The following is a 19051-nucleotide window of genomic DNA, read 5'->3' as shown; positions in this document are numbered from 1 at the left end:
CGTGCGCCCCCATATTGTCAACAATATTGGGCACGAAACCCGTGCAAATTTGCCCAGATCCAGTGCGTTCAAATGAAAAAAGCGCCCGACGGGGCGCTTTTCGGCTGACCTTCGAACGTAGTCAGGACAAATGCGGGTAATCCGAAAGCTTCATACTGAAACCACTTGGTCTCGCGACCAGATGCGCAGTCGCGCCAAAAGGCAAGGTCAGCAAATCCGGCACGTGTCCGAACTGCAACCCGGTCACGACCGGAATCGCGACCAGCGATCGAACCTGCTCGACCATCGTCTCGAACGTGTATCCGTTGTCGTATTCCGAGAGTTTGGCGCTCGTGAACTGACCCAGTACGACGGCTTGCTGCCGCGCAAGAATCCCGGACAAATGAAGCTGATAAATCATTCGTTCAACGCGAAACGGATGCTCGTTGACGTCTTCGAGAAACAGGATCCCGCCCTCGACAGGTGGCATGTACGGTGTGCCGATCAACGAAGCGATCATCGCGAGATTGCCGCCCCAGAGCATGCCGTTGACATCGGCGGATTGCGCTTGGGGGACGTCACTCGTCACCGTGAAAGATGGCTTCGTGATCGCTTCCCAGAAGTGATCCATGGTGAATGCGCTCAGCTCTTCGGCACCAAAATCGGCAGTGAGCATCGGCCCGCCGAAAGTCTTGATGCCGGCGCGGGCGAACAACGCAAGCTGGAGGGCCGTAAAGTCGCTATGGCCGACCATCACCACGGGCTGATCACGCAAGCGGCGTTGCAAACCGTCGTAGTCGAGACCATGAAGTATGCGCGACGCACCGTAACCACCTCGCACTGCCAGCACGATTTCAGGCAAAGGCCGCGACGGATCGGCAAGCCGGTTGATATCCGCTGCGCGCTCGCTATCCGTACCGCCAAACCGTTGGTACCGGCGCCACGCGGACGACGCATTCTCGAGCGTATGCCCCTGCTCCTGCAGACGCGCGATCGCGCGTTCAACCGGCTCCAGAGCAGGATAACCAGAAGGTGCAACGAGATCGATGGTGCGTGCGCGAAGGGTCATGGGCGAGGTAAAAGTGGATCGGCGGGATCAGGCGTGGCGGCGTTGCGGGCATCGCGTGCCGCCTTGGTTTCGCGCCGGCGTTCGGCGAAGAAACTGCGCAGCGCGTTGGCGCATTCGTCGCCGAGCACACCGCCGGTAACGGTCGTGTGATGGTTCAGGTTGCCGATGGCGAATGCATCGACGACACTGCCGCACGCGCCGGTCTTGGGATCGTGCGCGCCGAACACCACGCGCGCAATGCGTGCATGCATGATTGCGCCGGCGCACATGATGCAGGGTTCGAGCGTGACGTACAGCTCGCAACCGGGCAAGCGGTAGTTTTCGAGTGCGATGGAAGCGGCGCGCAACGCAGCCATTTCGGCATGCGCCGATGGATCGTGGGCGCCAATAGGATGATTGAAACCGGTCGAGATGACTTCGTCGCCACGTACCAGCACCGCACCCACAGGCACTTCGCCCAGCGCACGCGCTTTTTCGGCGGCGGCCTGGGCAAGCGCCATGAACCGGCGGTCGCGCTCGTCCGGGGATGCAGGCTCGGAAACGGCTGTCACTTCTGCCCGGCCTGATCGTGCGTGGCAACGTCTGCGGTCTTTTCCTGCTCCGACCAGCGCTCGGACAGACGCTCCGCAATGCGCCGCCGATACTCGAGCGGCACCACCGTGCAGTTGCCGCGCAGCGATTCAAGGGCCATGTCGAGCGCGAGCATCTTGGCTTGCAGCTTGAGACGTGTTGCCGGATCTTCCGCAACGCCTGTTTCGTTTTGCAGATCACGCAACGCGCGCAGATGCTCGACAGCAGGAGGCACGAAACCGGCGTTTTTCATAATGCGGTTGGCAACACGCACTTCTTCGGGAACCAGGGCGTCGTCGTCGAACTCGAGGGGCTCGCCCGCGCCAGGCAGATTATCGAACTCACCGCGCGCGGCTGCGGCCGAAATTCGCTGTTCGACCAGGGCATCTAGCAGTTTCATCGGCGTTTTGGGTGTCGGCGACCGGCTTGTCGAATGTCATTCTTAAACATGTTCGATAAAGCGGATCGAGCCAGACTGTCACGTTTTGAGGGTTACGCTGCGCGGTAGCGGGGAAAAGCCGGCCGCGTGCATAGCCGCGCAGGCGATCCCGGCGTCACGCGCTTCGGGGATGCCACCAGCTAATGTCCTATTCTATCAGGCGCTCCGGAACGGGCTGAATCCTCCGTTCTTCGCGTATAACCTTGCGTTGCGAGCAACAGGCTTCGTGTGTACTCATGCGCCACGGTTTGCTCGCGCACCGCTTCAACCGAAAGCTGCTCGACGATATCGCCATCGCGCATCACCGCCACCCGCTGGCATAAAAATCCAACCACCGCCATGTTGTGACTGACGAGGATCATCGTGAGATTGCGTTCGCGATGCAGCCGCCGCAGCAGATTCAGGATTTCCGCCTGCACCGATACATCGAGCGCGGACGTAGGTTCATCGAGGAGCAGCACGCGCGGCTCCACAATCAACGCGCGTGCGATTGCAACGCGCTGACGCTGCCCGCCCGACAATTGATGCGCGTACCGGAAGCGAAATGCCGGGCCGAGACCAACCTCGCGCAACGCATCCAGGATGCGTTCGTCCTGGCGATCCATGCCGTTGATCGACAGCGGTTCGCGCAATGTCTGGTCGACCGTGAAGCGCGGATAAAGCGAGCCGTACGGGTCTTGAAACACCATCTGCACTTCGCGCCTGAACGTGCGGTCGACGCGCTCACCGAGGACGTGCCGGCCGATCCGCATCGAACCGCCTGCAATGGGCACGAGTCCGGTCAGCGCGCGAAGCACTGTCGACTTGCCCGAGCCCGATTCGCCCACAAGTCCGAAGACTTCGCCTTCGTTCACGTGAAAGGTCGCTGCGCGCACGGCATCGGCGAAACCGGTTTTGGTTTTGAAGCGTACCTGTACCGCGTTTGCATCGATCATCGCGCGGCCTCGGCGAACCATGCAGCGTCGCGTTGCAATACCGGCAACTGGTCCGGCGGGTTGCGCAGCGGTGGGCTCGCTGCAAGCAAAGCGCGCGTGTACGGATGCTGCGCATTCGCGAGATCACGCGCCGCGCACGTCTCGACCACGCGGCCGCCGACCATCACCATCACGCGGTCGCAGAACGACATCACGAGCGGCAAGTCGTGGCTGATGAAGATCAGACCGGTGTCGTGCTTCGCGATCATTTCGTCGAGCACCGAGAGCACTTGCATGGAAACCAGGACGTCGAGCGCGCTGGTGGGTTCATCGGCGATAAGCAGTTTGGGCCCCGACGAGACCATCATCGCGATCATCACGCGCTGGCCCATGCCGCCTGAGAGCTCGTGCGGATAAGCGTCGGCAACCCGCTCCGGATCGCGGATATGCACGGCAGCAAGCGCTTCGACAATGCGCTCGCGCATTGCCTTCCCACTAAGCCTCGGCGATTGCCGCCCGAATGCCTCGCGCATTTGCTGCGCGACGGTCATCACGGGATTGAGCGAATACTTCGGGTCCTGCAGGATCATGCTCATCTGCGTGCCGCACAGACGGCGCCGGTCTTTGGCGCTCAAGGCAAGCAGGTTGTGATTGTCGAGGCGCATGGCATCGGCCGACCATCGTGCAGATGTTGGCAGAAGTCCGAGCAGCGCGCGTCCTGTCAGCGACTTTCCCGATCCCGATTCACCGACGATACCAAGGCGTTCGCCCTTTGCCAGCGTAAGTGAAATGCCTCGCACGGCTTCGGTCAGCGTGCCGTCGTGGGCTGCGAACGCAATGCGCAGGTTATCGATTTCGCAGAGGGTATCAGCGTGCATGTCAGCCTCCTTGACGGGGATCGAAGACGTCGCGCAGGCCATCGCCGAGCAGGTTGAAAGCAAGGCTCACCAACAAGATGGCGATGCCCGGGATGGTCGCGACCCACCAGGCGTCCAGCAGCACGCCGCGCCCCGACGCAACCATGAAGCCCCATTCCGGACTGGGCGGCTGCGCGCCGAGCCCGAGGAAACCGAGCCCCGCGACGGTCAAGATGACGCCCGCCATGTCGAGCGTTGCACGCACGATCACGGACGACGAGCACATCGGCACGATATAACGTAACAAGATCCGCATGGACGACGCCCCTTGCAGGCGCGCGACATGGATGAAGTCGGCCTGGACGAGCCGAAGCGTTTCGGCACGAGCAAGACGCGCGTACGGCGGCCATGCAGTGATCGATATTGCGATGACCGCGTTGATCACGCCCGGTCCGAGCGCTGCGGCAAACGCGAGCGCCAGCACGATCTTCGGAAACGCGAGCGCGATGTCGGTGAGACGCATGAGAATGGTATCGACGAAACCGCCGCAAAAGCCTGCCGCCGTGCCGATCAGCAAACCGACGGGCACGACCAGCACGACCACCAGAATAGCGATGCTCAACGTCAGTCGCGATCCGATCACAAGGCGCGCGAGAATGTCGCGCCCAAGTTGATCGGTGCCGAACCAATGCGAAGGCGAACCCGGCGGCAGCAAGCGATCACCCAGTACCTGACGCAAAGGATCGTGCAGCGGAAGACACGGACCGATTGCAGCGAACAGGATCAGCAAGAGCAAAATTGCAAGGCCGAACACGCTCAGTGGGTTGCTCGCGAACCGTGTCCATCGCCTGTATGCCAATCCGAGCGCGGCTTGCCTGCGGGACGCGGGCGTGTCCGTCAAGAGCCACGCCTGCCATTCCTTGCGCGGTTTCGTCATTCGAGTGGAATCACTGGATGGAAGCACGTCATGAACCTTTGGCAGTCATCGGGCGCGAGGATCGAATATTTTGTACAGTGCGTCCGTCAGCAAGTTGAGCGTGATGAACGTTGCGCCAATCACAAGCGTGCTGCCGAGCACGGCGTTCATATCGGCGTTGAGGAGCGCGCCCGTGAGATACGAACCGATACCCGGCCACGCAAACACGATCTCGGTCAGCACCGAGCCTTCGAGCAGGTAGCTATAAGCGAGCGCGATCACCGTCAGGAGCGGCACCGCGATATTGCCAAATGCATGACGCCAGATCACGCGCCGTTCGCTCAGCCCCATTGCCCGCGCCGTGACAATGTATTCCTGGCTCAACTGTTCGAGCATGAACGAGCGCGTCATGCGGCTCAGGTAAGCGATGGAATAGAACGCAAGAATGCCGGCAGGCAGGACGATATGCGAGAGCGCATTCTTCAGCACGTCCCACTCGCCGGCAATGATGGAATCGATCAGCAAACTTCCGGTATGTGTATCGACCATGCCGTCGTAAAGCGGATCAATACGACCCGGTCCCGAGACCCAATGCAGCTTGGCATAGAACAAAAGCAGGCCCATCAGCGCGAGCCAGAACACAGGCAGTGAACTCCCCGCCAACCCGATGAATCGCGCCACATGATCGATCCAGCGGTTATGCCGCACTGCCGCCACGACGCCGAGCGGCACACCGATCACGATGCCCATGAAGGTGGACAGGGTGGCGAGTTCAAGCGTGACTGGAAAAACGCGTTTGATGTCGTCGACAACCGGATTCGACGTCAGCAGCGACATGCCGAGATTGCCATGCAGCACATCGCGAACGTAGATTGCGAACTGCACGATCAGGGGCTTGTCGAGCCCGAGCGAGAGCCGCGCCGCCGCGTAAGCCTGAGGCGATGCGCGCTCGCCGAGCATGGCGAGCAACGGATCGATCGGGATCTTCCGCCCGATGAAAAACGTCACCCCGAGCAAGCCGATGAACGTGACAACCAGCATCAACAGCCAGCGTACGAACAGCCATCCCCGGCGCACGCCTGCATGATTTGCAAGCGCGCGGCGTGCACGTTGGGAGACTGTTAGTTGCAGATCCACGCTTACTGCTTCTTCAAGTCACGGTAGGAAACAAGATCGCAGATAGGCCCGACTTCCAGTCCCGTCACCCCCGGCCGCGCCGCGACCTGCGAGACCTTCTGGAACATGATCACGAATGGCGACTTGGCGAGCACTTCCTTTTGCATAACCTCATAACGTTGCGCGCGTTTTGCCGTCGATGATTCCTCGAGCGCCGCCTGCGTCTCTTTCGTCAATTGCGGAATGTCCCACGAATTGCGCCACGCGAGCATCTTGAAGCTGGAGTTGTCGGAGTTGTCCGGATTCCATGCGAAGCCTTGCGCGTTGCTGTGCGGATCGATGTAATCGGCCGACCATTCGCCAATGTATATGTCATGCTGGCGCGCGCGATATTTGCCGAGCGTCTGCTTGTTATCGCTGGAAATGAGCTCTACCTTGATACCGGCCAGCGCCAGGTTGGCTTGCACCGCTTGCGCTATTTCGCCATAAGGCGAGTCGTTGCGCACATCCATCTTGACGGCAAAACCGTTCGGCAGACCAGCCTTTGCGAGCAGCGCTTTCGCCTTCGGGACATCCTGGTGGTATGGATTTGTATTCAGGGCGCCGAGGAAACCTTCGGGAAGAAACGTCTCGTGAACCTTGTACGTCGTGCGCACGATGTTCTGCTGGATGCCGTTGTAATCGATGAGCCATTTCATTGCTTCCTGCACCTCCGGCTTCGCAAGATTCGGGTTCTTGTTGTTCAGCCCGAGATACATCAGCGTAGCTTGCGGCACGGATGTCACGTGAATCGCGCCCTTCTTCGTAAGCGTGGCGAGGTCATCTGAACTCAGGTCACGCGCTATGTCGATATCGCCATTTTCGATCATCAGACGCTGACTGGATGCCTCGGGCACATGCCGCATCACGATGCGCTTCATGGCAAGCGGCACGCGATAACCATCGAAACGCTGCAACACGATGCTGTCGTTCGCGGTCCATTTCACGAGCTTGTAGGCACCCGACCCCGCCTCATTTGTCTTCAGCCATTCGTTGCCGAAATCGTTGCCCTTCGCGTGCGATTCGAGCAGCTTTCTGTCGAGCACCGATGCCGGCCACGATCCCAGCACGTTGAGCACGAAGGTCGGCGCGTACTTCTGGTCGGTCGTGACAGAGACGGTTGTATCGTCGATCTTCTTCACGTTCTGCAGCGCGTTCGCCTTCGTGAGTCCAATGCCCGCGAGCACCGCCGCGGCGCCCTTGTCGAGCAACGCGGTGCGCTGGATCGACCACGCGACGTCGTCGGCGGTGAGCGGGTTGCCCGAGTGGAACTTGAGGCCGGACCGGATCTTGAACGTGAACGTCAGGCCGTCGGGACTCACGGCCCATGATTGCGCAACATCGCCGTTGAAGCGCGCCGGGTCTTTAAGATCGACACGAATCAGGCGGTCGTACGTGTTCGCCACATATTCCTGCGGCACCAGTTCGTAGATCTCGCCCGGATCCAACGTGGTGAATTCGTCGAGCAAGGTCGCCATCACCAGCATGTCCTTGGGCGTGGCCGCATATGCCGAACTCAAGCCGCCCATGGTCACCGTCAAGGTCGATGCCACCGCGATGGCTGCCAGCGCGTTGCGCAAAACACGTTTCATACTCGCTCCGTGAAAGTTGATCGCTGTACTTGGCGCGCCCTTACATCAGACGCAAAGGGCCGCTGTCCGCATTGTCGATGACCGGAAGTTCACGCGAGCCGGGCAATTCGTAATGCCACCACTCGCTTGGAATATGCATGAAACCCGCGCCGTGCATGACGCCTAGCAAAAGCGTGCGGTTGCGCTGCACATGCTCGGGCAAGCCAGCGTGAAAGTGTTCGGATGCAACCGACATTTCGTCGAAACCCGTACCCATGTCGAGTTCGTGCCCGTTGGCGCCGACAAGCGTGAGGTCGACCGCCGTCCCGCGGCTGTGGTTCGAGCCGCGCTTCAGGTCAGCGATATAGGTGGGGTCGGGCAGGAAGTCCCAGAGCACTTGCTGCGCTTGCGGAGGCCGGTAGGCATCGAAGATCTTGAGCGTCATGCCAATGTTTCCGGCAAGCTCGACAGCCTTTCTCAACGCCGCTTCAGCGGGGCTCAGCAGCAGGCAGTGCGCCGCGTTGTAGATCGGCTTGCCGGTGAGATTGCGGTCTGTGGCGTAGACCAGGTCGATGGCGACGCCATGTGTGGCGGGAGTGATTATCAGCAAACGGTGATCGGGCATCGGCGGTATTGGTTCGAAGCTCACGAAGACGTGCGGTGCCGTTATTGTTTATCAAAATGAATGATTTGGGGGCGAATGTGCAGACACACCACACTCGGTGTCACAGCTTGCGCCCGTGGTTGACCGTATTGGTCAACACCAGCACAGATTAAACCTCGCCAAAAATCCGCTGTTGCGACTCTGCGGGGAGCCGGGATCTGGGCTTGCGGGAAGAGAACTTCTATCGAAAGCGATTTCACGCATGCGTTGAATCGCTTTCGAAACGCCGGGCAATTACTGAGCCATGGCCCCGGATGCCGGATGTCCCATGCCCATTGCATCGTGCTTTTTCATCTTGTCGCCCTTCTTCATCGAGTCTTTCGACATGGAATCCTTGGACATCGAGTCCTTCGACATCGAGTCTTTGGCCATTGAATCCTTCGCCATTGAATCGTGGGCCATTGCATCGCTTGCCTGGGCAAACGCCATGGAGCCGCTCAATGCGAGTGTTGCTGCGAGTGCTGCCGTGATAAACAGTTTCATATAAACCTCTTCTCAAGTAACAGTAGCCGGCCGAGCCGGGATGAATCGAAGTACCTGACGCCGCAATGCAAGGTGCATGCGTGCAGTCAGGAACCTCCGAACCAGTTGTAGCCCTGATCAACCCAATAACCACCAGGGAACGTGTTGGTGACGAAAATCTCCATGATGTGTTTGGGATTCTTGTAGCCGAGTTTGGTAGGCATCCTGAGTTTCATCGGATAGCCATATTTGGGCGGCAGAAGCTTGCCGTCATACGTGAACGTAAGGAGCGTCTGCGAGTGCAATGCCGTCGGCATGTCGATGCTCTCGTAGTAGTCATCCGCGCATTTGAAGCCCACGTATTTCGCAGATGTATCGGCGCCTACGCGCTTGAGGAACTCGGAGAACGGCGTTCCGCCCCAGCGCCCTATCGCGCTCCAGCCTTCCACGCAGATGTGCCGTGTGATCTGCTCGGCCTTCGGCAACGCGTAAAGTTCAGGCAAGGTCCAGGTCTTCTTGTCCTGAACGAGACCGCTTACTTTCAAGCGAAAGTTGGCACCATCGACTTCGGGAACGTCGTCAACGCCGTAGAACGCATTGAACGGAAACGGCCGTGTGATTTGCGCTTCTGTATAGGTGGGCGCGAGGCGGTTAGGATCGAAGAGCCAGCCTTGCACGGTATCGTTCAGGCGCGAGACGCGGGACAGGAAGGTCTCGACGGACTTGTCGTCGGAGATGCTGCAACCGGTCAGCATCGCGAGGCCGCCAAGCGTGACGATGCGCTTGCCAAAAAGGCGGCGCGAAGGCATGTCGAGTTCACGCTTCACGTCGATGATCAGCGACTCACGGTCTACAGTCATGCGGTTTGGCTTGATGGGTTTCATGATCGATTTTCCAGAGGCTTCGCTTGGGATCGGTGGTTGATTCATCGGCCGCGAATCATGGTGAGGAGCGAGCGCGGCACGAGCGAGACCATCACCAGATGCACCACGATGAACGCCGCCAGCAGCGACATGGCGCAAAAGTGGACGACGCGCGCGAAGTCATATCCGCCCATCAGGTCGCGCAGCAGAGGAAGTTGCACCGACTTCCAGATGGCCAGACCCGACAAGATCAGCACTGCAATATCGATCATCACGAACAGGTAAGCGAATTTCTGTACCGCGTTGTACTTGCCCGGATCGGCATGCGAGAGGTGACCCTTGAGTGCTTCGATCAGGTCATGAAAGATCGTGCGCAGCGACAGCGGGAAAAACTTCGTTCTGATGCGCCCCGTGGCGAGGTTCATCGCGAGGTAGAACAAACCGTTGAACACCAGCAGCCACATTGCCGCGAAATGCCATTGCAGCGCGCCGCCGAGCCAGCCGCCCAACGTTATGCCCGGCGGGATCATGAAGCCCTTGAATACTGGTGATGCGTCGTAGATCCTCCATCCCGACAGCATCATCAGGATCACCGCAAGCGCGTTGAGCCAGTGCGTGGTGCGCACCCATGCGGGCTGGATGACTCTCGCAGGACCCTTGATACCGCGTGCTGCATGTGTCGTGTTCATAAGAGATCCTGTGCCGGTATCGAAATGCTGACCTTGCCGATCAGCCCAATGCTTACTAATTCGCCGGGGCTGCATAAGCGGTTACACCGCTCGAAAAATTGTTTCTGCGAAAGCTTTCATTCACAGACAAACGTGTGTCTGCAAGTTAGTTCGTCAGAAACCGATGGCGGGTTACAACGGAATATCTTTATTGCCGGCAGTGCGACTCAGGCGAGGACGTAAGCAAACATGCAGGCGTAAATCGCTCTCACGGGACACGATTGCCATCCCGGATTTCATCGGATACCCTGAATCGAACACGCTAAACACAGACGGCCGGCCATTGCGGCCCCGCTTATCGCTCTTCAATTCCAGGACGCCATGATCCGCTTCTACTTTCACCCCACGCCGAACCCGGCAAAAGTCGCACTGTTTCTCGAAGAATCGGGACTGGCGTACGAGGTCATCCCCATCGATACCAGCAAAGGCGAACAGCATCTGCCCGCGTTTCTGAGCGTCAACCCGAATGGCAAGGTCCCGGCGATCGTGGATACGGACGGCCCCGGCGGCCGCGAAGCGCGCGTATTCGATTCCAGCGCGATCCTGCTATACCTCGCCGAGAAGACCCAGCGCTTTGCCGGCACAGCGGCAGACCGGCCCGAACTCCTCTCATGGCTGTTCTTCATCAGTTCGGGCCTTGGGCCGTTTTCGGGTCAGGCAGTGCATTTCCAGCATGCCGCGCCGGAAAAACTGCCATATGCGATCAACCGCTACAGACGGGAAATCGAACGTCATTACCGCGTGCTCGACGAACATCTGGCGCAGCGCGAATATATCGTCGGCCAGGATTATTCGATCGCCGACATGTCTGCCTGGGGCTGGCTCGAACGCGCGCCACGGGTTCTGCCGGGCGACGTGGAGCCGCTGGCTGCCTTCCCGAATCTGCGCCGTTTCTTCGATTCCATCAGCGCCCGGCCGGCTGTCGCCCGCGCACGCGCCGTCGGCCGCGACCTGACTTTCAAGCGCGAACTTGACGAACAAGCACGCCGTGCCCTCTTCCCATCAAATTATCCGGACGCCGCTCGCTGATCTCGCCCCGCTTTCGACGCCGGCGTTGCGCGCCGACGTCGACAGCAGCAAAACGTTGCGGCACAATCCGCACGTTTCGCGTTCGGCAGGTCACCAGACGCCCTGCCGCTTTTTTATTTGGAGCGCGCTGTAACCCAATGCCGCGATGAAGCGAATAACACAAGGTAATGGCGTGTCGGGTGTCGAAGAGCGGCTGAAGTCGCTCTTCGTACGCGGCCTGGATGGCGACGCGGTTGCGTATCGTGCGTTTCTGGACGACCTGACGGGACACCTGCGCGGTTTCCTGAGGAAACGTATCCATTATCTTCAGGACGACATCGAAGACATCGTGCAGGAAATCCTGCTGGCGGTGCACAACAGCCGCCATACATATCGTCCGGACGAACCGCTGACGGCGTGGGTGCACGCCATTGCGCGTTACAAGCTGATGGATTTCTTTCGGGCGAGATCACGGCGCGAAGCGCTGAATGATCCGCTCGACGAGACGCTCGATATCTTCGCAATTTCAGATGAAGAGCCCGCCGACGCGAAACGTGATATCGGCAAGTTGCTCGAGCAGTTGCCGGACCGTCACCGGTTGCCGATCGTGCATGTGAAGCTGGAGGGTCTTTCCGTGACCGAGACAGCCACGCTGACGGGCATGTCGGAGTCGGCGGTCAAAGTGGGCATTCACCGAGGATTGAAAGCGCTGGCAGCAAAAATTCGAGGCACCGCATGAAAACCGACGACCTGATTTCGCTTCTCTCGACAGGGGTCACGCCCGTCGATACCGGCCTGTCGCGACGCCGCTTCGTGCGCGCGTTGCTGCTGGGCGGCATGGGTTCATTCGTGCTCATGCTGGCCGTCTACGGCTTGCGACACGACCTCGCTGTTGTATCGCGCACACCGCTCTTCTGGGCGCGCTTCGCATTTCCCGCAACACTTGCCGCGTGCGCGCTGTTCCTGGCGGCGCGCCTGTCGCGCCCGGGGACGAACATCGGCGCATTCTGGGCAATGCCCGCCGTGCCGATCCTTGTAGTGTGGAGCGCTGCGGTCGCGGTCCTGTGCCTGGCTTCCCCCGATGCCCGCATACCACTTGTAATGGGCACGACGTGGCGCTCATGCCCGTTCAATATCGTGTTGCTTTCGGTGCCGGCTTTTGTCGCCGTGTTCTGGGCGATTCGCGGACTTGCACCCACGCGGTTGCGACTCGCGGGTGCCGCGGGCGGCATGCTGGCGGGAACTATCGCGACCATGGCGTACTGCCTGCATTGTCCCGAGATGAGCGTAGCCTTCTGGGCTGTCTGGTACTTGCTTGGCATGACGCTAGCTACGCTGATCGGCGCGTTGCTCGGTCCGCGTTTCCTGCGCTGGTAATAAGCTTGACGGGGCAGCCAGCTCGGCTAATGAGGCGCAATCGCCGCCTCATAAAAATTCGCACGCAAGCGTAACCTTCCTGCAGATCAAACCGAATAGAAGTCATGCGTCCTGTTCTGCGGCCTCGGGATCGACGCACTATCGGTTCCTGTCTGCGGAGTGGCCATGAAGACCAGCGAGTTTGTATCGATGCTTGCCACTGGCATCGCCCCGACCCACCCTCGTGTGATCGCGCGACGTTTCGCAACGGCACTGTTTTTAGGCCTGAGCGGCGCTGCCTGCTTGATGGTTGCCCTCTACGGCGTGCGCGGCGACATGCCGCAAATGCTGACCACGCCTCTATTCTGGCTGAAAGTTGCGTTTCCTCTTGTGGTCGCTGGTGCGTCGCTTTTCATCGCGACCCGACTTTCACGCCCCGGTGCGGATACGGCGTTCGGATGGATCGCGCTTGCCATTCCACTCGTGCTTATCTGGATGGCGGCGTTGATCGTGATCATTGCCGCACCGCCGGCGCTTCGGCTTCAACTCGTGCTTGGCAGCACGTGGCAAGTCTGCACGATCAACATCGCGATCTTGTCAGCGCCGACTTTTGTTGCTGTGTTCTGGGCCATGAAAGGGCTTGCGCCAACCCGGCCGGTTTTGGCGGGCGCTGCGGCAGGTCTGCTCAGCGGCGCTCAGGCCGTCCTTGTCTACACACTTTATTGCGTGGAGATGACCGTGCCGTTCTGGGGCGTGTGGTACGTGCTTGGGATGATGGCGCCAACGATTGTCGGCGGGATTCTGGGACCGCGTGTGTTGCGCTGGTAGCGGCCGAGGTGGCAGCCACGCGCTGCCGAATCGATCAGGCTAGTCGACGACCCGCACCTTGAATGGGCGCTGCGGTGACTGCAGCAAGTATTCTTGCATTGATGTAACCCGTTTCATGTCCCGGTCGAATTAGATTTCATCCGCCCCATGTCTGGAGTCCGCAATGCGCCCTTCGTCTGCTTCCGCCCTCTTTGCTATTTGCATCTCACTCTGCGCCGCGAGCGCCAACGCTGCATCGGGTAATACGTGCAGTGCGTCGAGTCCCGCTCACCGCGCGGCGCTCGTAGAACTCTACACAAGCGAAGGCTGCAATAGTTGCCCGCCCGCCGACAACTGGCTTGGCGCACTCGATCACGCACGCCGGACCGATACCATCGTGCCGCTCGCCCTGCACGTGGACTACTGGGATAACCGGGCGTGGAAAGACCGGTTTGCACAAGCGGCATTCACCACGCGCCAACAGCAACTGACATCGGCTGGCAGTGGACATGTCGTGTACACGCCGGAGATTTTCGTCGGCGGAAAAGAGTTGCGCGACTGGTCGAGCGACGCGAGTTTCGAATCGCGTATAAAACAGTTGAACAGCGAAACGCCGCTCGCCGATATCCACATCGACGGCCATCCGTCAGCGCCCGGCCATATTGCGTTCAACGCATCGTTCACAGCGCGCAAGAACCTCCCGGACGATGTTGTCGCCTACGCAGCCGTGTATGAAAACCAGCTCGTCAGCGCAGTCAACGGCGGAGAAAACAACGGCGCGACACTGCATCACGACCGCGTGGTGCGCCAATGGATCGGACCCATTCGATTGACCGAAGGACGCGCGCAACTATCCGGCGATTACGCGTCGGATGCCATGCGCTTCGGCGTCGTTGCATTCGTTGAACGTGGAACGAACGGCGAGGTGCTGCAAGTGGCCGAGCTCGCTTCGTGCGGCGGGTGACTATCATGGCCGCTTAGTGCGCAAGCTCTGCTTCGTGTTGCCACGCTGGAAACGGATCCTTGAACCTGTGCCAGGCTTCAGGTCCCTGCGACATTTCCACATCGGTGAGAAGACACGCGTACAGCCGAGCACGCAACGCCGCTTCATCCATATCGATGCCAATCAGCACCAGCTCTTGCCGTGCATCGCCGACCTGCGGGTCCCAGTCCTCCTCGATTGATTGCAGCGACTCGGGGTCTTGCGGCCAGTAAGATTTCGGCACCGCGGCCCACCACAACCCCATCGCGCCGTGACGGCATACACCGCCGGCTTGCGACCACGAACCGACATAGGCAGGCCTGCTCGCAAGCCAGAAGAACCCTTTGGACCGCACCACGCCCGGCCATTCGCTTTCGATGAAATCCCAGAACCGCTCAGGATGAAACGGCCGGCGCGCCCGATACACAAAGTTCGTGATGCCATATTCGTCGGCTTCGGATCGATGTTCGCCGCGTAACGCCGTGAGCCAGCCCGGCGCTTTGGAAGCCTCATCAAAATCGAATAGCCGGGTGTCGAGCACCTTGTCCAGACTCAGCTTGCCAAACTCGGCCATCTCGATCTTCGCACGCGGGTTCAGGCCGCGAAGGATCGTCATGAGCCGGGTGCGATCTTCATCGCTGACGAGGTCGATCTTGTTCAGTACGATGACATCGCAGAACTCGACCTGCTCGACCAACAAGTCCACGACTGTGCGCGAATCTTCTTCGCCCATCGATTCGCCACGCGACTGCAAGCTGTCGGCTGATCCGTAGTCCTTCAAGAAATTGAACGCGTCCACCACGGTGACCATGGTGTCGAGCCGCGCGACATTGGCGAAGCTCTGTCCTTCTTCATCGGCGAATGTGAACGTTTCCGCGACCGGCAATGGCTCCGACACGCCGGTTGATTCGATCACAAGATAGTCAAAGCGCCCCTCCTTTGCGAGCCGGTTCACTTCAAGCAAGAGGTCCTCGCGCAACGTGCAGCAAATGCAGCCGTTGCTCATCTCCACGAGCTTTTCATCGGTTCGGGCAAGCTGCGCGCCGCCTTCACGAATCAGCGCGGCATCGATGTTGACTTCGCTCATGTCATTGACGATCACCGCGACCCGCCGACTTTCGCGGTTGTTGAGGATGTGGTTCAGAAGCGTGGTTTTGCCAGCGCCAAGAAAACCCGACAAAACAGTTACGGGAAGCTTTCCCATCAATTTCGTCATCAAATTTCTCGCATCAACATTGTTGAATGTTATAACATTACATCACTGACATCCTTTTCGACAAATCGATTTCCCTGCCCAAGCTCATCCACCTGACTCGTCGCGCTCCCCGCCAACACTTACCAAAAAAATAATCGATGAAAAATCGCACGCTCTTTGCCCATGCGGCGTTATTGCTGTTTGCCCAGATAGCAGTGGGGCACGCTTATGCAGCCGGTCTGGACGCCACCGTATCCGGCTCTGTGATTGACAGCACGGGCAAACCTGTTGCGAATGCAAATGTCGTATTGCAGAACGCAAGCGGCGCGACCGCCGGGACAGCCAGCACAGACACGAGCGGACATTTTGTCGTGCACAACGTGACTTCGGGTACCTATGCAGTCGTCGCGGCCGCGCCGGGATATGCGAGCGGAAGCACCATCGCCACCACAAGCAGTGACGGAAATACTTCGGTATCCATATCGATTTCAAAGAGCGACGCACTCGATGTACAAGTCAACGCCAAGCGGCTCGACCGCGCACGAAACGGGCTGCTGCCGGAGACAGGAAGCAGCGTTTATCGTTTCAGCCAGACAGACATCGACACCCTCCCCGCTGGCCAGGACACCGCGCTCAATCAGGTGCTGTTGCAGGCGCCGGGCGTCGCCAGCGATTCGTACGGACAGTTGCACGTGCGGGGAGACCACGCGAACCTGCAATACCGTATCAACGGCGTGATCATTCCGGAACCAATCAGCGGTTTCGGGCAATCGCTCGATACGCGCATCATCGATCAGTTGAATCTGCTGACCGGCGCCTTGCCCGCGCAATATGGCGACCGGACGGCCGGCATTGTCGATATCCATACGAAATCCGGGGACCAGGGCAACGGTGGTTCCATCGATGTCTTTGGTGGCAGCCATCAGACCATCAGGACCAGCGCCGATGTATTCGGCAGCAAGGGGCCGTTCAGCTATTACTTCAGCGGCTCCGTGGGCGAGAACAACCTGGGGATAGAAAATCCGACGTCGAGCGCGAACGCCATTCACGACCATACGCGTCAGGGCGATGCCTTCGGCCTCATGTCGTACATCATCAACCCGCTCACGCGCGTAAGCCTGATGTTCGGCACGACGAGCAATCAGTTCGACATTCCGAACACGGCGGGTTTGCCCACCAATTTCATCTTGAACGGCAACAACTCGTTCGACTCGAGCAAGCTCAACGAAACCCAGTCCGAACTCAACCAGTTCGCGGTGGTCGCGCTGCAGGGCACCAACGGCGGCGCGCTGGACTATCAGGTCGCGCTCTTCACCCGCTATTCCCGAACGCAGTTCAATCCCGACCCTGTAGGCGATATGCTCTTCAACGGCGTGGCCGCAAGCGATTTTCACAGCGACAGCGCGAACGGCGTGCAAGCCGACACCACCTACCGGCTCAACGCAAAACATACGTTGCGCGCGGGTATATCGTTTCAACAGGAACACGCGGTGTTCAACAATGACCTGAGCGTTTTCCCCGCCGATCAGGACGGCAACCCGCTCTCCGATCAACCGTTCAACATACCGGATTCAAGCAGCAAGACGGGGTATCTGTACAGCGCCTACGTCCAGGACGAATGGAAAGTCACCGATAAACTCACGGTCAACTACGGCCTGCGATACGACAAGATGGATGAGTACGTGAGCGCAAGCCAGCTCAGTCCGCGCGTTGGGCTTGTCTATGCGTTGACGCCATCGACGATCGTACATGCCGGTTATTCGCGATACTTCACGCCGCCCGCATTTGAACTTGTCTCTGGCGAAGACATCGCGCGATTCGCCGGAACGACTGCGCAGACATCGACGCAAAATGACCCCGTGCAGCCGGAACGCAGCCATTATTTCGACCTCGGCGTCACGCAACGGCTGACGTCTGCGATCACCGTCGGTGTGGATGCGTACTACAAGAAATCGAAGAACCTGCTCGATGAAGGGCAGTTCGGAACCGCCCTGATCTTCACGCCATTCAACTATCAATACGGCCGCGTGTACGGTGTCGAGTTCACCAGCAACTACAAACAGGGCAACGTCTCCGCGTACTTGAACGTCGCGTTCAGCCGCGCTCAGGGAAAGGACATCGACTCGGCGCAGTTCAACTTCGGCCCGGACGAGCTCGCGTTCATCAGCAGCCACTATGTGTTCCTCGATCACGACCAGCGTGTGACAGCATCGTTTGGGGGCGCCTATCAGTTGGGCACCACCACCTTCACGTTCGATGGCATTGTCGGCAGCGGGCTGCGCAGCGGCTTTGCGAACACAGATCGCCTGCCGGTGTACACGCAGATCAACCTCGGCGTGATTCATCACTTCGACTTCAAGGAGCCGCTGATCGGCAAGTTCGACGGGCGGCTGCTGCTCATCAATGCGTTCAATCGCGTGTACGAGTTGCGCGATGGATCCGGCATTGGCGTAGGTGCGCCACAGTACGGTCCGCACCTCGCGCTGTACGCAGGCGTGACGAAAAATTTCTGATGGACCGGATAACTAGCTAAGGGCTTCGATCATGCAGGATTGGGGAGGAATGCTTGCTGCCGTGCGAGTAGGCGGATGGGTCGTCTATCCGCTGACGCTGCTTGCGGTGCTGGCAATGGCGATAACCATAGACCGCGCTTATGTCTTTGCGCGCTTTCACGCCTTCAGGCGCCTCGACGCGATGTTCGTCACTCAACCCGGCACGCCGTTATGGCTGCACGAAACGCGGGCGCAGTCTCTGGCAACGCGCATCGAGCGCGACATGAGTCGGGGTTTCTGGCTGCTCGAGACGATCGTCACCGCTGCGCCATTGCTGGGGTTGCTCGGAACCATCGTGGGAATGATGCATTCCTTCCAGCTCTTTGGAGGCAGCGGACTCGTGAATCCCGGCGCAGTGACTGGCGGTGTCGCGCAGTCGCTGGTGGCGACGGCGATCGGGTTGATCGTTGCGTTGTTCGCGCTCTTCGCATTCAACTACTTTTCGCGACGCCTCGAGCGGTTGATGGATGACCTCGAGGTTTTCGCCAACGAGCGCCTCAGTGAACTACGCCTCGGAGCTGAAAATACAGTAGCAAATGCGAGCGATGTTCCATGAAACTTCGGCGATCACGAGCATCGAAGCGCGGCCGCATCGAAATCATTCCGATGATCGACGTGATGTTTTTCCTGCTCGCCAACTTCATGCTCGCTTCCCTGGCAATGCAACACCTCGATGCAGTGAAGATCAATTTGCCATCGGGACAGGCCGGGAGCATGGCCGAAAACCAACCGCTGACAATGAGCATCGATCAGAAGAACGGGATCTTTATAGATCATCAACCGGTTCGACTGGATCAGGTCGAGGCCAGCGTAAAGCGACGCCTTAAAACTGATCGGAACGTGGTGATTGCCGCAGATGACGCCGCAGCCCAAGGCGTCGTCGTGCACGCGATGCTCGCCGCACGTCGCGGCGGCGCCGAGCATTTCCTGATCGCTGTAGATCGTGAATAGTTGGACGCGACGT

The 19051-nt window shown here is 59.4% G+C and carries 21 protein-coding genes; 8 read left to right on the top strand and 13 right to left on the bottom strand.

The features are described from left to right. Positions 1 to 121: 121 nt before the first annotated feature. The 12 genes from ldcA to AXG89_RS12265 form a co-directional block, all read right to left on the bottom strand. Positions 122 to 1048, bottom strand: coding sequence for a muramoyltetrapeptide carboxypeptidase (ldcA, locus tag AXG89_RS12320; RefSeq protein ID WP_062169827.1), 927 nt, complete (start codon positions 1046 to 1048; stop codon positions 122 to 124). Continuing rightward, complete coding sequence (tadA, locus tag AXG89_RS12315; protein ID WP_062169826.1) at positions 1045 to 1599, bottom strand: tRNA adenosine(34) deaminase TadA; 555 nt, start codon at positions 1597 to 1599, stop codon at positions 1045 to 1047. The genes ldcA and tadA overlap by 4 nt, the downstream gene beginning before the upstream one ends. After that, positions 1596 to 2018 (bottom strand): DnaJ family domain-containing protein, encoded by a 423-nt coding sequence (locus AXG89_RS12310; protein ID WP_061999194.1) that lies wholly within the window; start codon positions 2016 to 2018, stop codon positions 1596 to 1598. The genes tadA and AXG89_RS12310 overlap by 4 nt, the downstream gene beginning before the upstream one ends. Before the next feature lie 179 nt (positions 2019 to 2197). Beyond that, positions 2198 to 2992, bottom strand: coding sequence for an ABC transporter ATP-binding protein (locus tag AXG89_RS12305; protein ID WP_062170563.1), 795 nt, complete (start codon positions 2990 to 2992; stop codon positions 2198 to 2200). After that, positions 2989 to 3849 carry an ABC transporter ATP-binding protein gene (locus tag AXG89_RS12300; protein ID WP_062169825.1) on the bottom strand — a complete coding sequence of 287 codons (861 nt, stop codon included), beginning with the start codon at positions 3847 to 3849 and terminating at the stop codon, positions 2989 to 2991. Before AXG89_RS12300 ends, AXG89_RS12305 begins: the two co-directional genes overlap by 4 nt. 1 nt (position 3850) lies before the next feature. Beyond that, positions 3851 to 4765 carry an ABC transporter permease gene (locus tag AXG89_RS12295; protein ID WP_061999191.1) on the bottom strand — a complete coding sequence of 305 codons (915 nt, stop codon included), beginning with the start codon at positions 4763 to 4765 and terminating at the stop codon, positions 3851 to 3853. A gap of 45 nt (positions 4766 to 4810) precedes the next feature. Then, positions 4811 to 5785, bottom strand: coding sequence for an ABC transporter permease (locus AXG89_RS12290; protein ID WP_082771466.1), 975 nt, complete (start codon positions 5783 to 5785; stop codon positions 4811 to 4813). 98 nt (positions 5786 to 5883) lie between these two features. After that, on the bottom strand, positions 5884 to 7491 hold the full coding sequence (locus AXG89_RS12285) for an ABC transporter substrate-binding protein (protein WP_062169824.1): 1608 nt from the start codon (positions 7489 to 7491) through the stop codon (positions 5884 to 5886). Positions 7492 to 7531: 40 nt separating this feature from the next. Then, a complete protein-coding gene (ddpX, locus tag AXG89_RS12280) occupies positions 7532 to 8095 on the bottom strand; it encodes a D-alanyl-D-alanine dipeptidase (RefSeq protein WP_062169823.1) in 564 nt (187 codons plus the stop codon). 273 nt (positions 8096 to 8368) lie between these two features. Continuing rightward, positions 8369 to 8617, bottom strand: a complete 249-nt coding sequence (locus AXG89_RS12275) for a pentapeptide MXKDX repeat protein (RefSeq protein ID WP_062169822.1) — start codon at positions 8615 to 8617, stop codon at positions 8369 to 8371. An 86-nt stretch (positions 8618 to 8703) separates the two neighbouring features. Next, positions 8704 to 9480: a molybdopterin-dependent oxidoreductase gene (locus AXG89_RS12270; protein ID WP_075357841.1), complete on the bottom strand. Its 777-nt coding sequence runs from the start codon at positions 9478 to 9480 to the stop codon at positions 8704 to 8706. A gap of 41 nt (positions 9481 to 9521) precedes the next feature. Next, on the bottom strand, positions 9522 to 10148 hold the full coding sequence (locus tag AXG89_RS12265; protein ID WP_062169820.1) for a cytochrome b/b6 domain-containing protein: 627 nt from the start codon (positions 10146 to 10148) through the stop codon (positions 9522 to 9524). Between the two features lie 360 nt (positions 10149 to 10508). Between AXG89_RS12265 and AXG89_RS12260 the strand changes: the two genes are divergently transcribed. The 5 genes from AXG89_RS12260 to AXG89_RS12240 all read left to right on the top strand — a co-directional run bounded on the left by AXG89_RS12260 (position 10509) and on the right by AXG89_RS12240 (position 14322). Beyond that, positions 10509 to 11216, top strand: a complete 708-nt coding sequence (locus AXG89_RS12260) for a glutathione S-transferase family protein (protein WP_061999185.1) — start codon at positions 10509 to 10511, stop codon at positions 11214 to 11216. 145 nt (positions 11217 to 11361) lie between these two features. Next, a complete protein-coding gene (locus AXG89_RS12255) occupies positions 11362 to 11934 on the top strand; it encodes a sigma-70 family RNA polymerase sigma factor (RefSeq protein ID WP_061999184.1) in 573 nt (190 codons plus the stop codon). Next, positions 11931 to 12572, top strand: coding sequence for a DUF1109 domain-containing protein (locus tag AXG89_RS12250; protein ID WP_062169819.1), 642 nt, complete (start codon positions 11931 to 11933; stop codon positions 12570 to 12572). The genes AXG89_RS12255 and AXG89_RS12250 overlap by 4 nt, the downstream gene beginning before the upstream one ends. Positions 12573 to 12737: 165 nt before the next feature. Then, positions 12738 to 13379, top strand: a complete 642-nt coding sequence (locus AXG89_RS12245) for a DUF1109 domain-containing protein (RefSeq protein ID WP_061999182.1) — start codon at positions 12738 to 12740, stop codon at positions 13377 to 13379. A gap of 163 nt (positions 13380 to 13542) precedes the next feature. Further along, positions 13543 to 14322 (top strand): DUF1223 domain-containing protein, encoded by a 780-nt coding sequence (locus AXG89_RS12240; protein ID WP_062169818.1) that lies wholly within the window; start codon positions 13543 to 13545, stop codon positions 14320 to 14322. Between the two features lie 13 nt (positions 14323 to 14335). Here the strand turns inward: AXG89_RS12240 and zigA are convergent, their stop codons facing one another. Then, entirely contained in the window at positions 14336 to 15556 is a 1221-nt protein-coding gene (gene zigA / locus AXG89_RS12235; RefSeq protein ID WP_062169817.1) for a zinc metallochaperone GTPase ZigA, read from the bottom strand. 137 nt (positions 15557 to 15693) lie between these two features. On the opposite strand from zigA, the gene AXG89_RS12230 reads away from it, so the two are divergent. Genes AXG89_RS12230 through AXG89_RS12220 form a run of 3 tightly spaced genes read left to right on the top strand, consistent with a single transcriptional unit; the run spans position 15694 to position 19038 of the window. Further along, a complete protein-coding gene (locus AXG89_RS12230; protein ID WP_062169816.1) occupies positions 15694 to 18048 on the top strand; it encodes a TonB-dependent receptor in 2355 nt (784 codons plus the stop codon). 31 nt (positions 18049 to 18079) lie between these two features. Next, a complete protein-coding gene (locus AXG89_RS12225) occupies positions 18080 to 18643 on the top strand; it encodes a MotA/TolQ/ExbB proton channel family protein (RefSeq protein WP_062169815.1) in 564 nt (187 codons plus the stop codon). Further along, complete coding sequence (locus tag AXG89_RS12220; RefSeq protein WP_062169814.1) at positions 18640 to 19038, top strand: ExbD/TolR family protein; 399 nt, start codon at positions 18640 to 18642, stop codon at positions 19036 to 19038. Before AXG89_RS12225 ends, AXG89_RS12220 begins: the two co-directional genes overlap by 4 nt. The last annotated feature ends 13 nt before the right edge of the window (positions 19039 to 19051 follow it).

Source organism: Burkholderia sp. PAMC 26561, assembly GCF_001557535.2.
In the GTDB taxonomy this organism is placed as follows: domain Bacteria; phylum Pseudomonadota; class Gammaproteobacteria; order Burkholderiales; family Burkholderiaceae; genus Caballeronia.
Note: the sequence above shows the minus strand (reverse complement) of the source record. Positions and strands in the feature narration are given on the sequence as shown.